The following is a 15,220-nucleotide window of genomic DNA, read 5'->3' on the forward strand; positions in this document are numbered from 1 at the left end:
CCATGCCCACCATCTCTCCGTGACCGCAATCGCGAATGGTGGGCACGCTTCGCTTTGCCCACCCTACGGCAGCCGTGATTGCTGTTACCTGCTCCCGTCCGGCCCCATCACCAGATCCGGCAGCCCGGTCGAAATCGCCGGAAAGAAGCACAGCAGCAGCACTGCCAGCATCATCAGCAGCACGAACGGTAGCGTGCCCCAGATCACCTCGCGCAGGGGAATGTCCGGTGCGACGTTGCGGATGACGAAGATGTTGAGGCCGACCGGCGGGTGGATCAGCCCCATCTCCATCACGATGGTCATCACCACGCCGAACCAGATGATGTCGAAATTGGCGGCACGCAGCGGCGGCAGAATGATCGGCGCCGTCATCAGGATGATCGAGACCGGCGGCAGGAAGAAGCCGAGCACGACGACCATGACGAGGATCGCGAACAGCAGCTCCCAGCGCGGCAGGTGCATCGCGACGATGGATTCGGCGACCGATTGCGAGATGTGCAGATAGCTCATCACGTAGGAATAGAGCAGCGACATGCCGATGATCATCATCAGCATGGTCGATTCCCGGATCGTCGACTTCATGATGGGCGCAAGGTCGCTCGGCCGCCACACGCTGTAGATCGCCGCGATCAGCGCCAGCGCCAGCAGGCCGCCGAGGCCGGCGGTCTCTGACGGCGTGGCGTAGCCGCCATAGAGCGCGATCATGACGCCGGTGAGCAGCAGCACGAACGGGATCACGCGCGGCAGCACGCTGAAGCGTTCGGCGAGCGTGTATTCGTCGCGGGCGAGAATCGCAGCTTCCGGGCCACCGTTCTTGTAGATCGCTTCTGCGGCGGCGTATTCCTGACGGAAGCGGATCACGGCGTAGGCGCCGAACAGCGAGACCAGCAGCAGGCCCGGTCCGATGCCGGCGAGGAACAGCCGTCCGAGCGATTTTTCGGCGGCGACTGCGAACAGGATCATGGTGATCGAAGGCGGCAGCAGGATGCCGAGCGTGCCGCCGGCAGCGATGATCCCTGCGGCAAAGCCGCCGGAATAGCCGCGCTTGCGCATCTCGGGGATGCCGGCCGAACCGATCGCCGAGCAAGTCGCAGGCGAGGAGCCCGCCATCGCCGCGAACAGCGCGCAGGCGAAAACGTTGGCGACGCCGAGCCCGCCGGGCACGCGATGCAGCCAGGCATGCAGGGCCGAATAGAGATCCTGGCCGGCGCGCGACTTGCCGATCGCGGCGCCCTTCAGGATGAAGAGCGGGATCGACAACAGCGTGATCGAGGCCATTTCCTCGTAGACGTTTTGCGTCACCGTATCGAGGGACGCCGCCGGCATGTAGATGCCCATGAACACGACCGCGACCGCGCCGAGCGCGAACGCAATGGGCATGCCCGAGAACATCACGAGCAGCGTCGCAACGCCGTAGGCAACGCCGATACCGAACACGCTCATGAACGCTTGGCTCCGGTAAACGGCAGCGCAAGCTGCACGAGGATCTGGATGCAGAGCAGGCTCATGCCGAACGCCATCAGCGAATAGGGAATGGCGAGCGGCGGCGACCACATCGAGTTGGAGACCTGGCCGTCGACATAGGCCTCATGGGCCAGCGTCCAGGACTTCCAGGTGAAGAAGGCGCAGAACAGGAACGTGAAGGCGTCGACCAGCCAGAGCCTGATCCGGTTCGCGAGCGGAGAGAGCAGGCCGACAAAGGCCTCGATGCCGATATGGCCGCGGTTCTGCTGCACATAGGCGGCCGTCATGAAGGTCGCGCCGACCAGCAGGAACACGGCGGCCTCGTCCTGCCAGTAATTGGCGGCCTTGAACAAGGCGCGGCTGAGCACGCTGTAGCTCAGGATGGCGCAGGCCGCGACCAGTGCGATCGCGGCGAACACGACGATGATGCCGTTGAGGATGGCAAGACCGCGATCGATCGCCGCCGCAAGGCCGGTCCCTGCGGCAGCGATGGTTTGATCGTCACGATCCGGAAGCGGACCATGGCTCATGCGGCGACGTCGATGGCGAGCTTGAGCAGGTTCGCCGAGGTCGCGGTCTTGGCGCTGTAGTCCTTCCAGGCGGTGTCGCGGGCGATGTCACGCCACTTGCCGACGGTCGCGGCGTCGAGCACCGAGACCTTGGCGCCGGCCTTCTCGTAGACCTTGGCGACCTCGACGTCGTCGTCCTGCGCGCCCTTGCGGCCGAAGGCCTCGAGCTCGGTGCCGACCGCGAGCAGGATGTCCTGCTGGTTCTTCGGCAGCTTGTCGAAGATCGCTTTCGACATCATCAGCGGCTCGAGCATGAACCAGTAGGAGGCGCCCGCGCCCGAGGTCAGGGACTTGGCGACCTCTTCCAGACGGAACGAGATCAGGCTGGTCGAGGAGGTGATGCCGGCATCGCAGGCGCCGGTCTGCATCGCCGCGTAGATTTCGTTCGAGGGCACCGACAGCACCGAGGCGCCGGCGGTCTGCAGCACCATGTCCATCTCGCGCGAGCCGCCGCGTACCTTCAGGCCCTTGGCATCTTCCGGCGCGACGATTGGCTTGGAGCGGCTGGCGACGCCGCCGGCCTGCCACACCCAGGAGAGCAGGATGATGCCCTTGTCGGCGAGGAAGTCGGTCAGCGCCTTGCCGACCGGCTCCTTCTTCCAGCGCAGGCCCTGGTCGTAGGTGGTCACGAGGCCGGGCATCAGGCCGATATTGGTCTCCGGTAGCTCGCCGCCGGCGTAGGGCATCGGATAGAGGCTGATGTCGAGCGCGCCCTTGCGCATCGCGGAGAACTGCGCGTTGGTCTTGATCAGCGAAGAGTTCGGATAGATCTCGGCGGCGATGTCGCCGTTGCTGCGCTTAGCGACTTCAGCAGCGAACATACGGCAAAGCCGGTCCCGGAAATCACCCTTGTCGATGGTGCCGCCGGGGAACTGGTGCGAGATCTTCAGCGTGGTCGCGGCCTGCGCGGTGCCGGTGCCGAAGCGGAGAATGGCGGGTGCGGCGACCGCGGTCGCGAGCAGATGGCGGCGCGTGAGCATGGTGTGATCCCTCTGAGCGTTTCTTCGAACGGTTCTTGTTGGCGTGATTTGGGCGGGTCATTTGACCGGCACGTAGGCCCATCCTAGCCGGTCTTTCACCCGATATTCTCTCATCTGATAGTTCGAGACCGAATGCCGCGGCAAGGGGGGTGACCGTGCTGCGCTGCACACATCCGCTTTCCACCGCAGGCCCCGGCCTCCCTAGAACGGCGGATCGCAGCAGGCTCGTCAAAAATTTATCTCGCGGGGAGGTAACAATGCGGGGCGTCCATCCGTCGAGATTGAATAGCGGCGTCCGTCGCTGACCAACACCATCTCGAAGGAAAGATGATCCATGACCATTCGCACCCGTATCGTGCTCGGCGTCTCCGCTGCCGCTCTCTCGCTCGGCCTCGCGCTCGCGCCGGCCGCCTTTGCTCAGGACAAGATGGGCAAGGATGACGGCATGATGAAAAAGGACACGATGTCCAAGGACGGCATGATGAAGAAGGACACCATGTCCAAGGACGACGGCATGAAGAAAGATCACATGTCGAAGGACGGGATGAAGAAGGACGACGGGATGATGAAGAAGAACTGATCTTCGACTGTCGTCCGCAGCAGACGGACGTGCGTCGAAAACCCAGGGGCGGTCACGTGGACCGCCCCGGAATAGTCAGTTCAACTTCAGTTGAACGCGACCGGGAATGCTACTTGCGCTTGGCCTTGCGGGCGGCGTAGCGGGCGTCGCGCTTGGCCTTCTGCTCGGCCTCGATTTCAGCCTGCTTGGCGATCGCTTCCTCCGCCTCGCGGGCGATCCGGGCTGCCTCTGCCGCTGCGGCCTCTTCCGCGATACGCTTCTGCTCGGCCTTTTCGGCCTCGCGCGCTGCCTTTGTCTCGGCGCGCTTGGCCGCGAGGGCCTCGCGCTCGGCGCGTCGTGCCGCAACCGCCGGATCGTCGTGACCGGGCTGCGACTTGAATTTGTTCAAAAGATTTTTGCGTGCTTCCTGCGCCGCCTTTTGTCGGTCGGAGAAGCCTGGTTCCCTGAATCCACTCATCGAACGAACCTTGTCTTCCTCACTTTCAGCCCTACATCACTGCGTGTTGGTACGTCGGCTGGGCATAGCGGGCGCCACGCGACGCAGAAGCGTGTACATCGGCGCGCGTCGCGAAGCCACCCATAATCGCAGCCGATCAGGTAGACGAAAAATCGCCGCCCCGACGATCTCGTAGCCCGGAAAAACTGCCGAATTGTGATGTCCCTCATAAGGGAGCACGCGGGCGACGCCTAGCGTCCGCCCCGATACGAGACGGAGCACGGGCATGACGTTCTTCCGCTTCCACCAAAAGGCGCTCGCAATCGCCTTGGCCCTGATAGCCGTTGCCGGCGCGGCGCTGCTGCTCGCTCGTCCGCAGCCCATCGAGAGTGCCGTCCTGGGTGCCGACTGGGAATGCACCCAGACCGCGTTCGTGCTCACGACCTGTGCACCGCGGCTCCAACAGGCGATCCCGGCGGTCGAAACCTCGCGCAAGGATGCGATCCGGGCGACCCGAGGCTGAACCCGACGAACTGGGCTGATCGGGATGTGACGGGACGTCGCAGAGGTGGTAAGCCGGCACGCCCGCGCGGTAGGTAGCCATGTCCAGGTCCAAGCTCGAGTCCAAGCCCGAACGGGGCGAAAAGCCGAAATCCCAACCCGGTGATAACCGCCGTGGCGCGATCGCCGGCTTGATCATCGCGATCCTGATCCTCGGCGTCGGCTGGTGGCTCGCGCGGGACCTCACCGCGGCCAGCAAGATGCAGGACTGCCTGATGTCCGGGCGGAGCAATTGCAACGTGATCGAGCCGGCCCGCTAGAAGCGGTCCAGCACGGCCCGTCGAGCCGAAAAAATGCCGTGATCTTAACCATTTGTAACGCGACATAGCTGACCAAAGCAGGTCAGCTATGTCAGCCGGCATCAAGCCGAGCGCGATCCGAATCGTCTATCGCGCCAGGCACCACGGCATTCGAGAGAGTAGGGGTCAAGCACGCATGAGTGCGTCCAGCCGCATGAAGATCATCATTTCCTTGGTTTCGGCCATGTCGTTGCTCGCGCTTTCGGCACAGGCCCAGGACGCCGGGCCGTCGAGGGACGCAAGGCCACCAAGGGACGCCGGCCAGCCTCCGGCCCGCCCGGGCGCAGGGGCACCGCCTCCGGACAGTCAGAACATGCGCAGGGGCCCGCCGCCGCAGCAGGCGGCCCGACCCGCGCCGCAGCCCGGTGGCCAGCCCCATGCTGGTCCCGGTCCGCACGGCGCCGGCGGCCCGCCGCCGGGACGCCATGTCGCCCGTGGTCCCGCTCCGACGCGCGACTGGGGCGGACAGGCCTATCGTGGCAATCGCTCATGGGATGGTGGGCGCTGGCGCCACGAAGTCCACAACGGCCGCTCCGGCTGGTGGTGGGACGTTGGCGGCGTCTGGTATTATTATCCGCAGCGGATGGCCGGCCCGCCGGCCTACATCTCCGAGGAGTATTACGACGACGTCCCGGTGGCCTATGCCCCGCCGCCGCCTCCGGTCGCCTATGCACCGCCACCTCCGCCGCCGCCGGCTGATCCCGGCGCGAGCGCGCTTGGCGGCGCCATCGTCGGCGGCGTGCTGGGCGGACTGATCTCGGGTAACGCCACAGGGGCTGCCGCGGGCGCGGTTCTCGGCGGCGCGACCGGAGCCATCGCCGGTGCCACCGCCGCATCCCAGCCGGGCTACTACTGGGCGCAGGGCAATTGCTACTACCGCTATCCGGACGGGCAGTACGTGGCGACCGATCCGCGAGCGTGCCGCTAAGGCAATGGTCGCATCCTGACCTGAAAGAGGCGGGCGAAAGCCCGCCTCTTTTGTTCTGGTGCCGCCAACCGATTGTCTCGATGCGCATGTCGGCGCGACGTTCGGCGGCGCACAACAACTGCCTCAAAATAGCACTGGCTCCCGGTGCCGCTTCACGCGATTCTCAAAAGAAAAAACGTTGGGAACACGATTCGCGGGGACGTGGGACATGCTGGATGCAATCCAGATCAGCTTGGCGCTTTGGGCCATGATCGTTTGCGGCGGGATCAAGCTGGGGCAGGTGGTGCACTGCCTATTCTAAAGCGCGATGAGATTTGGATGAATCGTCATCGCGCTTTCGGTTGTTGTTTGCGCATGATCTTTCCGGAAAACCGCTTCGCACTTTTCCGGATCATGCTTTAGCGCACGATCGCTGCCGCGAGCCTTGCTCGCCAGCGCGACGGATCGGCCTGCGTCACACGAGCCAGTTGAAGAACGCAATCGCGCCCCAGACCAGGCCGGCGATCCAGGCCAGCATCACGATGCCGATGGTCCCGAGATAGGCGATGCCGAGCAGGTCGGTCCTTTGTCGTTGCGTCGGGACGTTGGCCGGAGCTGCTGCTTCTTGTGTCATGACGGGAAATACCATCGATGCCTTCGCGGGCTGCTGGAGCGTCGAGACATGGTCTAACCGAGATGCAGGTCGCGGACTGTGACACAATTCACAGATCGCCTGGATGAAAGCCCAGCCAAATGGCTTCGCAATCAGCGCATGCACGCAGTGAAGCAGTCGTGCCGGACGTTACCCCGCAATCATACGGACGAAATTGCCATGGGCTTGTCCAGATGGCCGGCTAGAGTCGGTCTCATGTGTACCAAGTACGACCCACAGCACGAAGCGGAGGCCGCGATGAAGCGGGCCGCGGCATCGGAAGGCGCCGATCGGCAACGGCTGATCCAGTTGGCGCTGGCCTGGCACGAGCTGGCCCGCGAGCGGCGCGACGAGCGGGCGGACTGAGGGCAAACGCAGGGGAATTTCGCGTCAGACGATGACGGGCCGAGCCCGGCCGATAGGTTGATCTGCATGAGAAAGCCCCGTGCTCGGGGGACAAGCACGGGGCCCTTCAAAGCCGACCGGGGCTGGCAGGTCGGCACCACCTGATTTCAAGCCATCCAACGTGCAGGTCGTGATCTCGTTCCCCGCCGCTGTGCATTTTGTTGTGCTCTGCTTGATACGCCTGGCGTTGCGCGGGGCAACGCCTCGCTCACGCTCAGGAACCTCCGTTCCCCGCGGACGTTGGCCGTCCATGACCGACCCCGAGTTACGCGCCCAATCCTTCGACATTGCCTGGAAATATCTCGACCGATCCGGCCTGCTCACAGGCGAGCACGAGGACTCCGCTCGCTTCATCCTGAACCGGATCGATAGGTTGATGCTGCGAGGAGAGCGGCGCAGGCTGTTGTTGTCGAACGCTGCGATCGACGCGTACCTGCTGCGGCCGACGCTCGTGCCCATGGCTACGTGATCGATGGCTACGTGATCGATCTGACGAAACGCGATGTTAAGAAAAGCGCAGCGCCGATTTTGCGATTACGATTCGTGCTTTTGGAACGAAGCGGAGTCGGATCGTGAACAAACAAAATGCCCCCGAAGGGGCTCAATGTTCAGGCGGCTTCCGTCTTCGGCACGGCGTCGGCATTCATTGAGAGCTTGACGACATCGCCTTCGACGGCACCCACATATTTCGTGTCGATGTAGTGATGATGGTCCTTGTGACCTTCCGGGCTGTCCTTCCGCGTCAGCTTGATGCGGTTGCCCTCGACGCGGTCGACCGTGCCGACATGTGCGCCGTCCTTGCCGATGATCTTCATGTGCTCTCTGATCTCAGACATGTTGTCCTCCTTGCACCGTCTCAACGGCCAGGATGGACGTTCGTTGCAGCGGGCGCGCGTTGGACCCAAGGCGATTTCCGTACGTTGTCATCCGATCGGATCTGCCCAAGACGCGCATGGAGACCATTCAGGCCTATCTCGAACGGAAGCACTGGGAACTCGGGCTGTTGAATGACTGCCTGAGGCATCGGCTCGATTTGACGCGTCCGCGATCGGTCGACGAGGTCGTCAGGTCTAAATTCCAGATCACTGCGGCGCTCAGGGCAGAGCACGAGCTGCACGAGTGGAAGGCAACGGAAACAGCCTGGTCGCACACCGCCGATCCCGTCAGCGGGCCCTTCAAGTTCAGTTACGATTACCAGCGTGCCGATCTTACGGTGCGCGGTCCTTCCTTCTATGAGCTCGACGGCGGCTGCATGAGCGCGGCGATCTATACTGCCTCGGGCATGGCTGCGATCTCCGCCGTGCTGCTCGCCTCCGCGCAAATCGTCGAGAAGGCTGATTTGCTGGTGCTTCCCGGCTCCTATGGCGAGACACTGGAGCTGATCCGGGGTCTTGTTCCTCATCTGCGGCTCGTGGCTTTGAGTCTGCCGCTGAACGATGCGTTTGCTTCGGCGAATTCCCCGAAAATTCTTCTGTTGGATTCCTGCTCCCGCGCCGGCGCTTTTGAGGCGGCGATCCGAAGCGACGGCTCGGGTCTCGATCTCGTGATTTTCGATACGACATGCTTCGCGGGCAGCTCGGGCCGGATCCGGCGCGTCCTGAGCTGGGCCCGGCGATACGGAACTCCACTGGTGCTGGTGCGAAGTCACAACAAGCTCGATTCGCTCGGGGCGGAATATGGCCGCCTCGGCTCGGCGGTTTTCGTGCAGGGGGATGAGGACCGGCAGCGGGCAGGGCGGCCTGAATGGACACGTCTTGCAGCCGAAACCCGCAACGCGGTGCGACTGCTCGGCGGCGCGGCGTTGCCGGCGCACTTCCCGCCCTTTGTCGGCAGCGCGGTCTACTGGGCCCTCACGAAGCGGCGTGTTGCGGCGATCCTGCGCAACGGCCGAAGCATGGGCCGCCATTTTGCTGCAAAGCTCCCGGCGCTCTCGGCCGAGCTCCATTTCGCCCACGGTCTCTATGTCACCTTGCGGGGCGCGCGCCCTCTCGACGAGGCGAGCGCGCGGCAGGCCGCCGAGGACATGAGCAACGAACTGCGTGCCGAGGGCCTCCCGATTCGCCATGCCGGCAGCTTCGGTTTCGACTTTGCTGCGACCGAGTGGTTTCACGATGCGACCACGGACCAATATAGTGTGCGGGTGGCGGTCTCGGATTTGCCGACGGAGGTCTGGGGCGATCTCACCTCAGCGATTGCGCGCTGGTGGCAGGTTAGTCAGTCGACTGGTGGCAGAGGATGAATGTCGTCGCTTGCGCGGACGAGGGCGTCTCGATCAGTCGATCGCCAGGCAATGCTCCAGGGCCGGCTTTTCGTTGTTGTCGCGGCTGGGACGCGCCCACTCCTGAACGGCGAAGGCAAGGTGATGCTGGCCCATTCCAGCGCCAACGATCGATGCCTGAGCTACCTTGATGGGCCTTGTGACCACACTGGTGTTCACCACGCCTGCGTCGATTGCCAGATACGACATCGCGACGATCGCCACCGCAGATGCGATAGCCATTCTCGTCCATTCGGTAGGAAGCATCGGAGTCCTTAACGCGGGCGCAATTCGCCCGGCGCATACATAGGGCTGATCTGCGCCGTTCAAAGGCCGGCGTATGGTTACCCACGCGTTCGTGAAGGGCGGTGGATATAAATGAGACTGGCGATCCCAGCAGGACTCGAACCTGCAACCCGCGGAGTAGAAATCCGCTACTCTATCCAGTTGAGCTATGGGACCGTCGCTACGCCAGCCTCCGTTGGGAGGCCGGCTGGTTCATCTACCATGCCAAATATGAAAAATATCGTCTTTCGCCAAGTCTGAACCGAACCCTTTTCCTCAGAGCCGCGACAAAGCGAGACGGTGGCATGTCAGGGTGCCGGGTTGAGCGGCCGCGGACTGGACGATGGATCACATCGCCGGGAACGCGGGCCAGCTTCCGGGATGTGGCCGCCGGCCGACGGGTCGGGTATCGCTGCGCCATCAGGACGGCGTGAGCGGCGGTATCTTGATCAGTCTCCTCTGGGCTTGCCTTTCCATGGCGAATGCGACGATTTGCACCTTTGGTTCCATCGCCTTGAGTCCGTCACCTTTCCGCGCATTTCATGCTGCCAGCGGGCGGCTGTCCGCGATTTCCGGGAGTCCACCATGATCGGTCTTGTTCGCGCCGTTACAATCTGCGCCGCGCTGGCGCTCGGCCTTAGCGCAGCACACGCTGCCGACAAGGCGTTCAAGCGCGACGACCTCGCTGATTCCGCGATCAAGCTGGAGGCCCAGATCAAGAGCGAGGCTGGGCCCGTCGCCAAGACCAATGCGACGCTGAAGACGGACGCCGACGCCGCCTTCCGGCGCAATGATTACCGCACCGGCCTGTCGGTGCTCGGCCAGATCGCGGCGACCACGCCGGAAGACGCTGGCAACTGGCTGCGGCTTGCCAAAGTCATCTTCCAGATATCGCCGAAGAGCTCGAGCGAGCAGACTTTCCTGCTGGAACGCGCCTCGACCGCGGCCTACATCGCCTACCTGCGCGCCGGCAATCCGGGCGAGGAGGCCGACGCGCTTGGGGTGCTCGGCAAGTCGCTGTCGGAGCGCAAGCTTTGGCGGCCGGCGCTGGATTCGCTGCGCCTGGCGCTCGACCTGCGCGAGGTCGCCGACGTCCGCGGCCAATATGAGAAGATGCGGGACGAGCATGGCTTCCGGCTGCTCGACTACACCGTGGACTCGGATTCGGCGAGCCCGCGGGCCTGCTTCCAGTTCTCCGAGGAATTGGCAAAACGCACCGACTTCGCGCCGTACCTCGCGCTGGCGGGGCAGGACAAGCCGGCGCTGTCGGCCGAAGGCAAGCAGCTCTGCGTCGACGGGCTGAAGCACGGCGAGCGCTACAACATCAATCTGCGCGCCGGCCTGCCGTCCACCGTGAAGGAGGGGCTGCCGAAATCGGCCGAGTTCAACGTCTATGTGCGCGACCGCAAGCCGTTCGTGCGCTTCACCAGCCGGGCTTATGTGCTGCCCCGAACCGGCCAGCGCGGCATCCCCGTGGTCAGCGTCAACACGCCCGCGGTCAATATCAACGTGTTCCGGATCGGCGACCGCAATCTGATCAACACGGTGGTCGACAGCGATTTCCAGAAGACGCTGTCGAAATACCAGCTCTCCGATCTCGGCGACGAGCGCGGCGTAAAAGTCTGGACCGGCGAGCTCGCGACCGCGATGACGCTGAACCAGGACGTCACCACGGCCTTTCCGGTCGACCAGGCACTCGGCGAGCTTCAGCCGGGCGTCTACGTGATGACGGCCGCCGCCAAGGGCCCGGGCTCGGACGACGATTACCAGCTCGCCACGCAATGGTTCATCGTCTCCGATCTCGGCGTTTCCGCCTATTCCGGCAATGACGGTATCCATGTCTTCGTCAACTCGCTGGCCTCGACTGATCCGGTCGGCAAGGCCGAGGTCCGGCTCGTTGCCCGCAACAACGAGATCCTGGCGACCCGCAAGACCGACGACAGTGGCCACGTGCTGTTCGAGGCGGGCCTCGCGCGCGGCGAGGGCGGCCTGTCGCCGGCGATGCTGACGGTCACGGGCGAGAAGGCCGATTATGCCTTCCTCAGCCTGAAGTCCTCCGCCTTCGATCTGTCCGATCGCGGCGTCTCCGGCCGCGTGGTGCCCGCAGGCGCCGATGCCTTCGTCTATGCCGAGCGTGGCGTCTACCGCTCCAGCGAGACCGTCTATCTCACCGCGCTGTTGCGCGACGGGCAGGGCAATGCCGTCAGCGGCGGACCGCTGACGCTGGTGATCGAGCGTCCTGACGGCGTCGAATACCGACGTGCCGCGCTCGCCGACCAGGGCGCCGGCGGCCGTACGCTGTCCGTGCCGCTCAACTCGGCCGTTCCGACCGGGACGTGGCGGGTGCGCGCCTTCACCGACCCGAAGGGCTCCTCGGTTGGCGAGACCACCTTCATGGTCGAGGACTATGTTCCCGATCGGATCGAATTCGACTTGTCCGCCAAGGACAAGCTGATCAAAGCTAACGCTCCAGTGGAGCTTAAGGCGGACGGCCATTTCCTCTATGGCGCGCCCGCGTCCGGCCTGCAGCTTGAAGGCGACATGCTGGTCGCGCCGGCAAGCGAACGTCCGGGCTTTGCCGGCTACCAGTTCGGCGTCGCCGACGAGGAGACCACCTCCAACGAGCGCACGCCGCTTGAGAACCTGCCCGAGGCCGACGCCAACGGCGTTGCGACCTTCCCGGTGACGCTGGACAAACAGCCGGCCTCGACCCGTCCGCAGGAGGCACAGATCTTCGTCCGCATGGTGGAGACCGGCGGCCGCGCCGTCGAGCGCAAGATCGTGTTGCCGGTTGCGCCCGCTACCGCCCTGATCGGCGTCAAGCCGCTGTTCGGTGACAAGAACGTCGCCGAGGGCGACAAGGCGGAGTTCGATGTCGTGTTCGTCTCGCCCGAGGGCGAGAAGCTGCGCCGCGATGGCCTGCGCTACGAGCTCCTGAAGATGGAGTCGCGCTACCAATGGTACCGCCAGAACAATTACTGGGAGTACGAGCCGGTCAAGTCGACCTCGCGCGTCGCCGACGGTGATGTGACGGTTGCCGCCGACAAGCCGGCGCGGATTTCGCTCAACCCCCAGCCGGGCCGCTACCGGCTCGATGTGAAGTCGAACGATGCCGATGGCCCGGTGACCTCGGTGCAGTTCGACGTCGGCTGGTATTCCGACGGCAGCGCCGACACGCCGGACCTCCTGGAGACCTCGATCGACAAGCCGCAATATTCCTCCGGCGACACCATGACGGTGTCGGTCAATGTCCGCAGTGCCGGCAAGCTCACCATCAACGTGCTCGGCGACCGCCTGCTGACGACGCAGACGATCGACGTCAAGGAAGGCACCGCGCTGGTGAAGCTCCCGGTCGGCAAGGACTGGGGCACCGGCGCTTACGTGGTGGCGACGCTGCGCCGGCCGCTCGATGCCGCGGCCCAGCGCATGCCGGGCCGGGCGATCGGCCTGAAATGGTTCGGCATCGACAAGCAGGCCCGCACCTTGCAGGTCAAGCTGTCGCCGCCGGCGCTGATCCGGCCGAACGCAGCGTTGACAATCCCGGTCAAGCTCGACGGGCTCAATCCGGGCGAGGACGCCAAGATCGTCATCGCCGCGGTCGATGTCGGCATCCTCAACCTCACCAATTACAAGCCGCCGGCGCCGGACGATCACTATCTCGGCCAGCGCCGCCTGAGCGCCGAAATCCGCGATCTCTACGGGCAGCTGATCGATGGCATGTCCGGTACGCGCGGCCAGATCAAGTCCGGCGGTGACGCCGGCGCTGGTGAGCTGCAGGGTTCGCCGCCCGCGCAAAAGCCGCTGGCGCTCTATTCCGGCATCGTCACGGTTGGCGCCGATGGCAGTGCGGAAGTCAGCTTCGACATTCCGGAGTTCGCCGGCACCGCACGCGTGATGGCGGTGGCGTGGACCGCGACCAAGCTGGGCCGCGCCAACACCGACGTCGTGATCCGCGACCCCGTGGTGCTGACCACGACCCTGCCGCGCTTCCTGCTCAACGGCGACCACGGCACGGTCAATCTCGAGATCGACAATGTCGAGGGCCAGGCCGGCGACTACGTCATCAACGTGAAAACGGGTGGACCGGTGAAGATGACCGGCAATCCCGCGACCACGGTCAAGCTCGCCGCCAAGCAGCGCAACTCGTTCACGCTCGCGATCGACGCGACCGCGGCCGGGCAGGCGACGCTCGACGTCGACATCAAGGGACCGAACGGGCTGACGCTGGCGCGCCACTACGCGTTCGACGTCAAGGCGGCGACGCAAGTGCTGGCGCGGCGTTCGATCCGGACGCTGGCGAAGGGCGAGAGCCTGACGCTGACCTCGGACATGTTCTCCGACCTGGTGCCGGGCACCGGCAGCGTCTCGGTCTCGGCCAGCCTGTCGACCGCGCTCGATGCGGCGACGATCCTGAAGGCGCTCGACCGCTATCCCTATGGCTGCTCGGAACAGATCACGAGCCGCGCGATGCCGCTGCTCTACGTCAACGACCTCGCGGCCGGCGCGCACCTCGCCATGGATACCGAGGTCGACCAGCGCATCCGCGATGCGATCGAGCGGCTATTGGCCCGCCAGGGCTCGAACGGCTCGTTCGGCCTGTGGTCGGCCGGCGGCGACGATGCCTGGCTCGACGCCTATGTGACGGACTTCCTGACCCGCGCCCGCGAAAAGGGTTTTGCGGTGCCGGACGTGCTGTTCAAGAACGCGCTCGACCGCATCCGCAATTCCGTCGTCAACGGCAACGAGCCGGAGAAGGACGGCGGGCGCGATCTCGCTTACGGCCTCTATGTGCTCGCACGCAACGGCGCAGCGCCGATCGGCGATCTCCGCTATCTCGCCGACACCAAGCTGAACAACCTCGCGACGCCGATCGCGAAGTCGCAGCTTGCGGCGGCACTCGCTCTCGTCGGCGACCGCAACCGCGCCGAACGCGTGTACGGCGCCGCGCTCGACTCGCTTGCGCCCAAGCCGGTGCTCGAGTTCGGCCGCACCGACTACGGCTCGCAGCTTCGCGATGCCGCAGCTTTGGTGTCGCTTGCCAGCGAAGGCAATGCGCCGAAGGCGACGCTGACGCAGGCGGTGTCGCGGGTCGAGACCGCGCGCGGGCTGACGCCCTACACCTCCACGCAGGAGAATGCGTGGCTGGTGCTGGCGGCGCGAGCGCTGGCCAAGGAGAACCTGTCCATGGAAGTGGATGGCCAGCCGGTCAAGACCGCGCTCTATCGCAGCTACAAGGCGGACACGTTGAGCGGCAAGCCGCTGAAGATCACCAACACCGGCGATGCGCCGGTGCAGGCGGTGGTCTCGGTGTCGGGCTCGCCGGTGACGCCGGAGCCGGCCGCGTCCAACGGCTTCAAGATCGAGCGCAATTACTTCACGCTCGACGGCAAGCCGGCCGACATCAGCAAGGTCAAGCAGAACCAGCGCTTTGCCGTGGTGCTGAAGATCACCGAGGCCAAGCCCGAGTACGGCCACATCATGGTGTCCGACTATCTGCCGGCGGGCCTGGAGATCGACAATCCGAAGCTGGTCTCATCGGGCGACAGCGGCACGCTGGACTGGATCGAGGACGGCGAGGAGCCTAAGGATACCGAGTTCCGCGACGATCGCTTCACGGCGGCGGTCGATCGCGCCTCGGATTCGAAGTCGGTCTTCACCGTCGCCTATATCGTGCGCGTGGTCTCGCCCGGCAAATACGTGCTGCCGCAAGCCTATGTCGAGGACATGTACAACCCCTCGCGCTACGGCCGGACGGGCACGGGCACGGTCGAGGTGCGGACGGCGAAGTGAGTGCTGATTGAATGAGCGCAGCGGAGCCACATACT

Annotated in this window: 14 protein-coding genes and 1 tRNA gene; 7 read left to right on the forward strand and 8 right to left on the reverse strand. The window is 64.7% G+C overall.

Annotation, left to right across the window (positions count from 1 at the left end; all coding sequences use genetic code 11):
• Positions 1–84: 84 nt before the first annotated feature.
• From A3AS_RS0140550 to dctP, 3 genes are read right to left on the reverse strand one after another with little or no spacing between them, the layout of a single operon-like run.
• Complete coding sequence (locus tag A3AS_RS0140550) at positions 85–1,443, reverse strand: TRAP transporter large permease (protein ID WP_018323135.1); 1,359 nt, start codon at positions 1,441–1,443, stop codon at positions 85–87.
• The gene (locus tag A3AS_RS0140555; protein WP_018323136.1) at positions 1,440–1,994 is read right to left on the reverse strand and encodes a TRAP transporter small permease; all 555 of its coding nucleotides are present in this window, start codon (positions 1,992–1,994) and stop codon (positions 1,440–1,442) included. Before A3AS_RS0140555 ends, A3AS_RS0140550 begins: the two co-directional genes overlap by 4 nt.
• Positions 1,991–3,013 carry a TRAP transporter substrate-binding protein DctP gene (dctP, locus tag A3AS_RS0140560; RefSeq protein ID WP_018323137.1) on the reverse strand — a complete coding sequence of 341 codons (1,023 nt, stop codon included), beginning with the start codon at positions 3,011–3,013 and terminating at the stop codon, positions 1,991–1,993. Before dctP ends, A3AS_RS0140555 begins: the two co-directional genes overlap by 4 nt.
• Before the next feature lie 334 nt (positions 3,014–3,347).
• Here dctP and A3AS_RS0140565 point away from each other — a divergent pair, with 334 nt between their 5' ends.
• Positions 3,348–3,593, forward strand: coding sequence for a pentapeptide MXKDX repeat protein (locus A3AS_RS0140565; protein ID WP_018323138.1), 246 nt, complete (start codon positions 3,348–3,350; stop codon positions 3,591–3,593).
• Between the two features lie 109 nt (positions 3,594–3,702).
• Here the strand turns inward: A3AS_RS0140565 and A3AS_RS0140570 are convergent, their stop codons facing one another.
• A complete protein-coding gene (locus tag A3AS_RS0140570; RefSeq protein WP_018323139.1) occupies positions 3,703–4,050 on the reverse strand; it encodes a DUF6481 family protein in 348 nt (115 codons plus the stop codon).
• Positions 4,051–4,315: 265 nt separating this feature from the next.
• Here A3AS_RS0140570 and A3AS_RS0140575 point away from each other — a divergent pair, with 265 nt between their 5' ends.
• The 3 genes from A3AS_RS0140575 to A3AS_RS0140585 all read left to right on the forward strand — a co-directional run bounded on the left by A3AS_RS0140575 (position 4,316) and on the right by A3AS_RS0140585 (position 5,817).
• Positions 4,316–4,552 (forward strand): hypothetical protein, encoded by a 237-nt coding sequence (locus tag A3AS_RS0140575; RefSeq protein ID WP_026202882.1) that lies wholly within the window; start codon positions 4,316–4,318, stop codon positions 4,550–4,552.
• A 79-nt stretch (positions 4,553–4,631) separates the two neighbouring features.
• Entirely contained in the window at positions 4,632–4,850 is a 219-nt protein-coding gene (locus A3AS_RS0140580) for a hypothetical protein (RefSeq protein ID WP_018323140.1), read from the forward strand.
• Between the two features lie 175 nt (positions 4,851–5,025).
• A complete protein-coding gene (locus A3AS_RS0140585; protein WP_018323141.1) occupies positions 5,026–5,817 on the forward strand; it encodes a hypothetical protein in 792 nt (263 codons plus the stop codon).
• Between the two features lie 454 nt (positions 5,818–6,271).
• On the opposite strand, the gene A3AS_RS48745 is transcribed toward A3AS_RS0140585, so the two are convergent.
• Positions 6,272–6,430: a hypothetical protein gene (locus A3AS_RS48745; RefSeq protein ID WP_018323143.1), complete on the reverse strand. Its 159-nt coding sequence runs from the start codon at positions 6,428–6,430 to the stop codon at positions 6,272–6,274.
• A 673-nt stretch (positions 6,431–7,103) separates the two neighbouring features.
• On the opposite strand from A3AS_RS48745, the gene A3AS_RS0140605 reads away from it, so the two are divergent.
• Positions 7,104–7,322 (forward strand): hypothetical protein, encoded by a 219-nt coding sequence (locus A3AS_RS0140605; RefSeq protein ID WP_018323145.1) that lies wholly within the window; start codon positions 7,104–7,106, stop codon positions 7,320–7,322.
• 139 nt (positions 7,323–7,461) lie between these two features.
• Here A3AS_RS0140605 and A3AS_RS0140610 read toward each other — a convergent pair whose 3' ends face one another.
• The gene (locus A3AS_RS0140610) at positions 7,462–7,689 is read right to left on the reverse strand and encodes a DUF2171 domain-containing protein (RefSeq protein WP_018323146.1); all 228 of its coding nucleotides are present in this window, start codon (positions 7,687–7,689) and stop codon (positions 7,462–7,464) included.
• Between the two features lie 116 nt (positions 7,690–7,805).
• On the opposite strand from A3AS_RS0140610, the gene A3AS_RS0140615 reads away from it, so the two are divergent.
• On the forward strand, positions 7,806–9,092 hold the full coding sequence (locus tag A3AS_RS0140615; protein WP_018323147.1) for a hypothetical protein: 1,287 nt from the start codon (positions 7,806–7,808) through the stop codon (positions 9,090–9,092).
• A gap of 33 nt (positions 9,093–9,125) precedes the next feature.
• Here A3AS_RS0140615 and A3AS_RS0140620 read toward each other — a convergent pair whose 3' ends face one another.
• Together A3AS_RS0140620 and A3AS_RS0140625 are read right to left on the reverse strand one after the other, a co-directional pair.
• A complete protein-coding gene (locus A3AS_RS0140620; protein ID WP_018323148.1) occupies positions 9,126–9,377 on the reverse strand; it encodes a hypothetical protein in 252 nt (83 codons plus the stop codon).
• A 118-nt stretch (positions 9,378–9,495) separates the two neighbouring features.
• Positions 9,496–9,572, reverse strand: a tRNA-Arg gene (locus A3AS_RS0140625).
• Between the two features lie 408 nt (positions 9,573–9,980).
• Between A3AS_RS0140625 and A3AS_RS0140630 the strand changes: the two genes are divergently transcribed.
• Positions 9,981–15,185: an alpha-2-macroglobulin gene (locus tag A3AS_RS0140630; protein WP_018323149.1), complete on the forward strand. Its 5,205-nt coding sequence runs from the start codon at positions 9,981–9,983 to the stop codon at positions 15,183–15,185.
• Positions 15,186–15,220 lie beyond the last annotated feature (35 nt).

This window comes from Bradyrhizobium sp. WSM2793 (assembly GCF_000379585.1).
Taxonomy (GTDB): domain Bacteria; phylum Pseudomonadota; class Alphaproteobacteria; order Rhizobiales; family Xanthobacteraceae; genus Bradyrhizobium.

Coding starts and splice junctions, on each gene's coding strand:
- A3AS_RS0140570 (WP_018323139.1), bottom strand. CDS start 4,050: ATGAGTGGATTCAGGGAACCAGGCTTCTCCGACCGACAAAAGGCGGCG.
- A3AS_RS0140620 (WP_018323148.1), bottom strand. CDS start 9,377: ATGCTTCCTACCGAATGGACGAGAATGGCTATCGCATCTGCGGTGGCG.
- A3AS_RS0140585 (WP_018323141.1), top strand. CDS start 5,026: ATGAGTGCGTCCAGCCGCATGAAGATCATCATTTCCTTGGTTTCGGCC.
- A3AS_RS0140615 (WP_018323147.1), top strand. CDS start 7,806: ATGGAGACCATTCAGGCCTATCTCGAACGGAAGCACTGGGAACTCGGG.
- dctP (WP_018323137.1), bottom strand. CDS start 3,013: ATGCTCACGCGCCGCCATCTGCTCGCGACCGCGGTCGCCGCACCCGCC.
- A3AS_RS48745 (WP_018323143.1), bottom strand. CDS start 6,430: ATGACACAAGAAGCAGCAGCTCCGGCCAACGTCCCGACGCAACGACAA.
- A3AS_RS0140605 (WP_018323145.1), top strand. CDS start 7,104: ATGACCGACCCCGAGTTACGCGCCCAATCCTTCGACATTGCCTGGAAA.
- A3AS_RS0140555 (WP_018323136.1), bottom strand. CDS start 1,994: ATGAGCCATGGTCCGCTTCCGGATCGTGACGATCAAACCATCGCTGCC.
- A3AS_RS0140630 (WP_018323149.1), top strand. CDS start 9,981: ATGATCGGTCTTGTTCGCGCCGTTACAATCTGCGCCGCGCTGGCGCTC.
- A3AS_RS0140575 (WP_026202882.1), top strand. CDS start 4,316: ATGACGTTCTTCCGCTTCCACCAAAAGGCGCTCGCAATCGCCTTGGCC.
- A3AS_RS0140550 (WP_018323135.1), bottom strand. CDS start 1,443: ATGAGCGTGTTCGGTATCGGCGTTGCCTACGGCGTTGCGACGCTGCTC.
- A3AS_RS0140580 (WP_018323140.1), top strand. CDS start 4,632: ATGTCCAGGTCCAAGCTCGAGTCCAAGCCCGAACGGGGCGAAAAGCCG.
- A3AS_RS0140610 (WP_018323146.1), bottom strand. CDS start 7,689: ATGTCTGAGATCAGAGAGCACATGAAGATCATCGGCAAGGACGGCGCA.
- A3AS_RS0140565 (WP_018323138.1), top strand. CDS start 3,348: ATGACCATTCGCACCCGTATCGTGCTCGGCGTCTCCGCTGCCGCTCTC.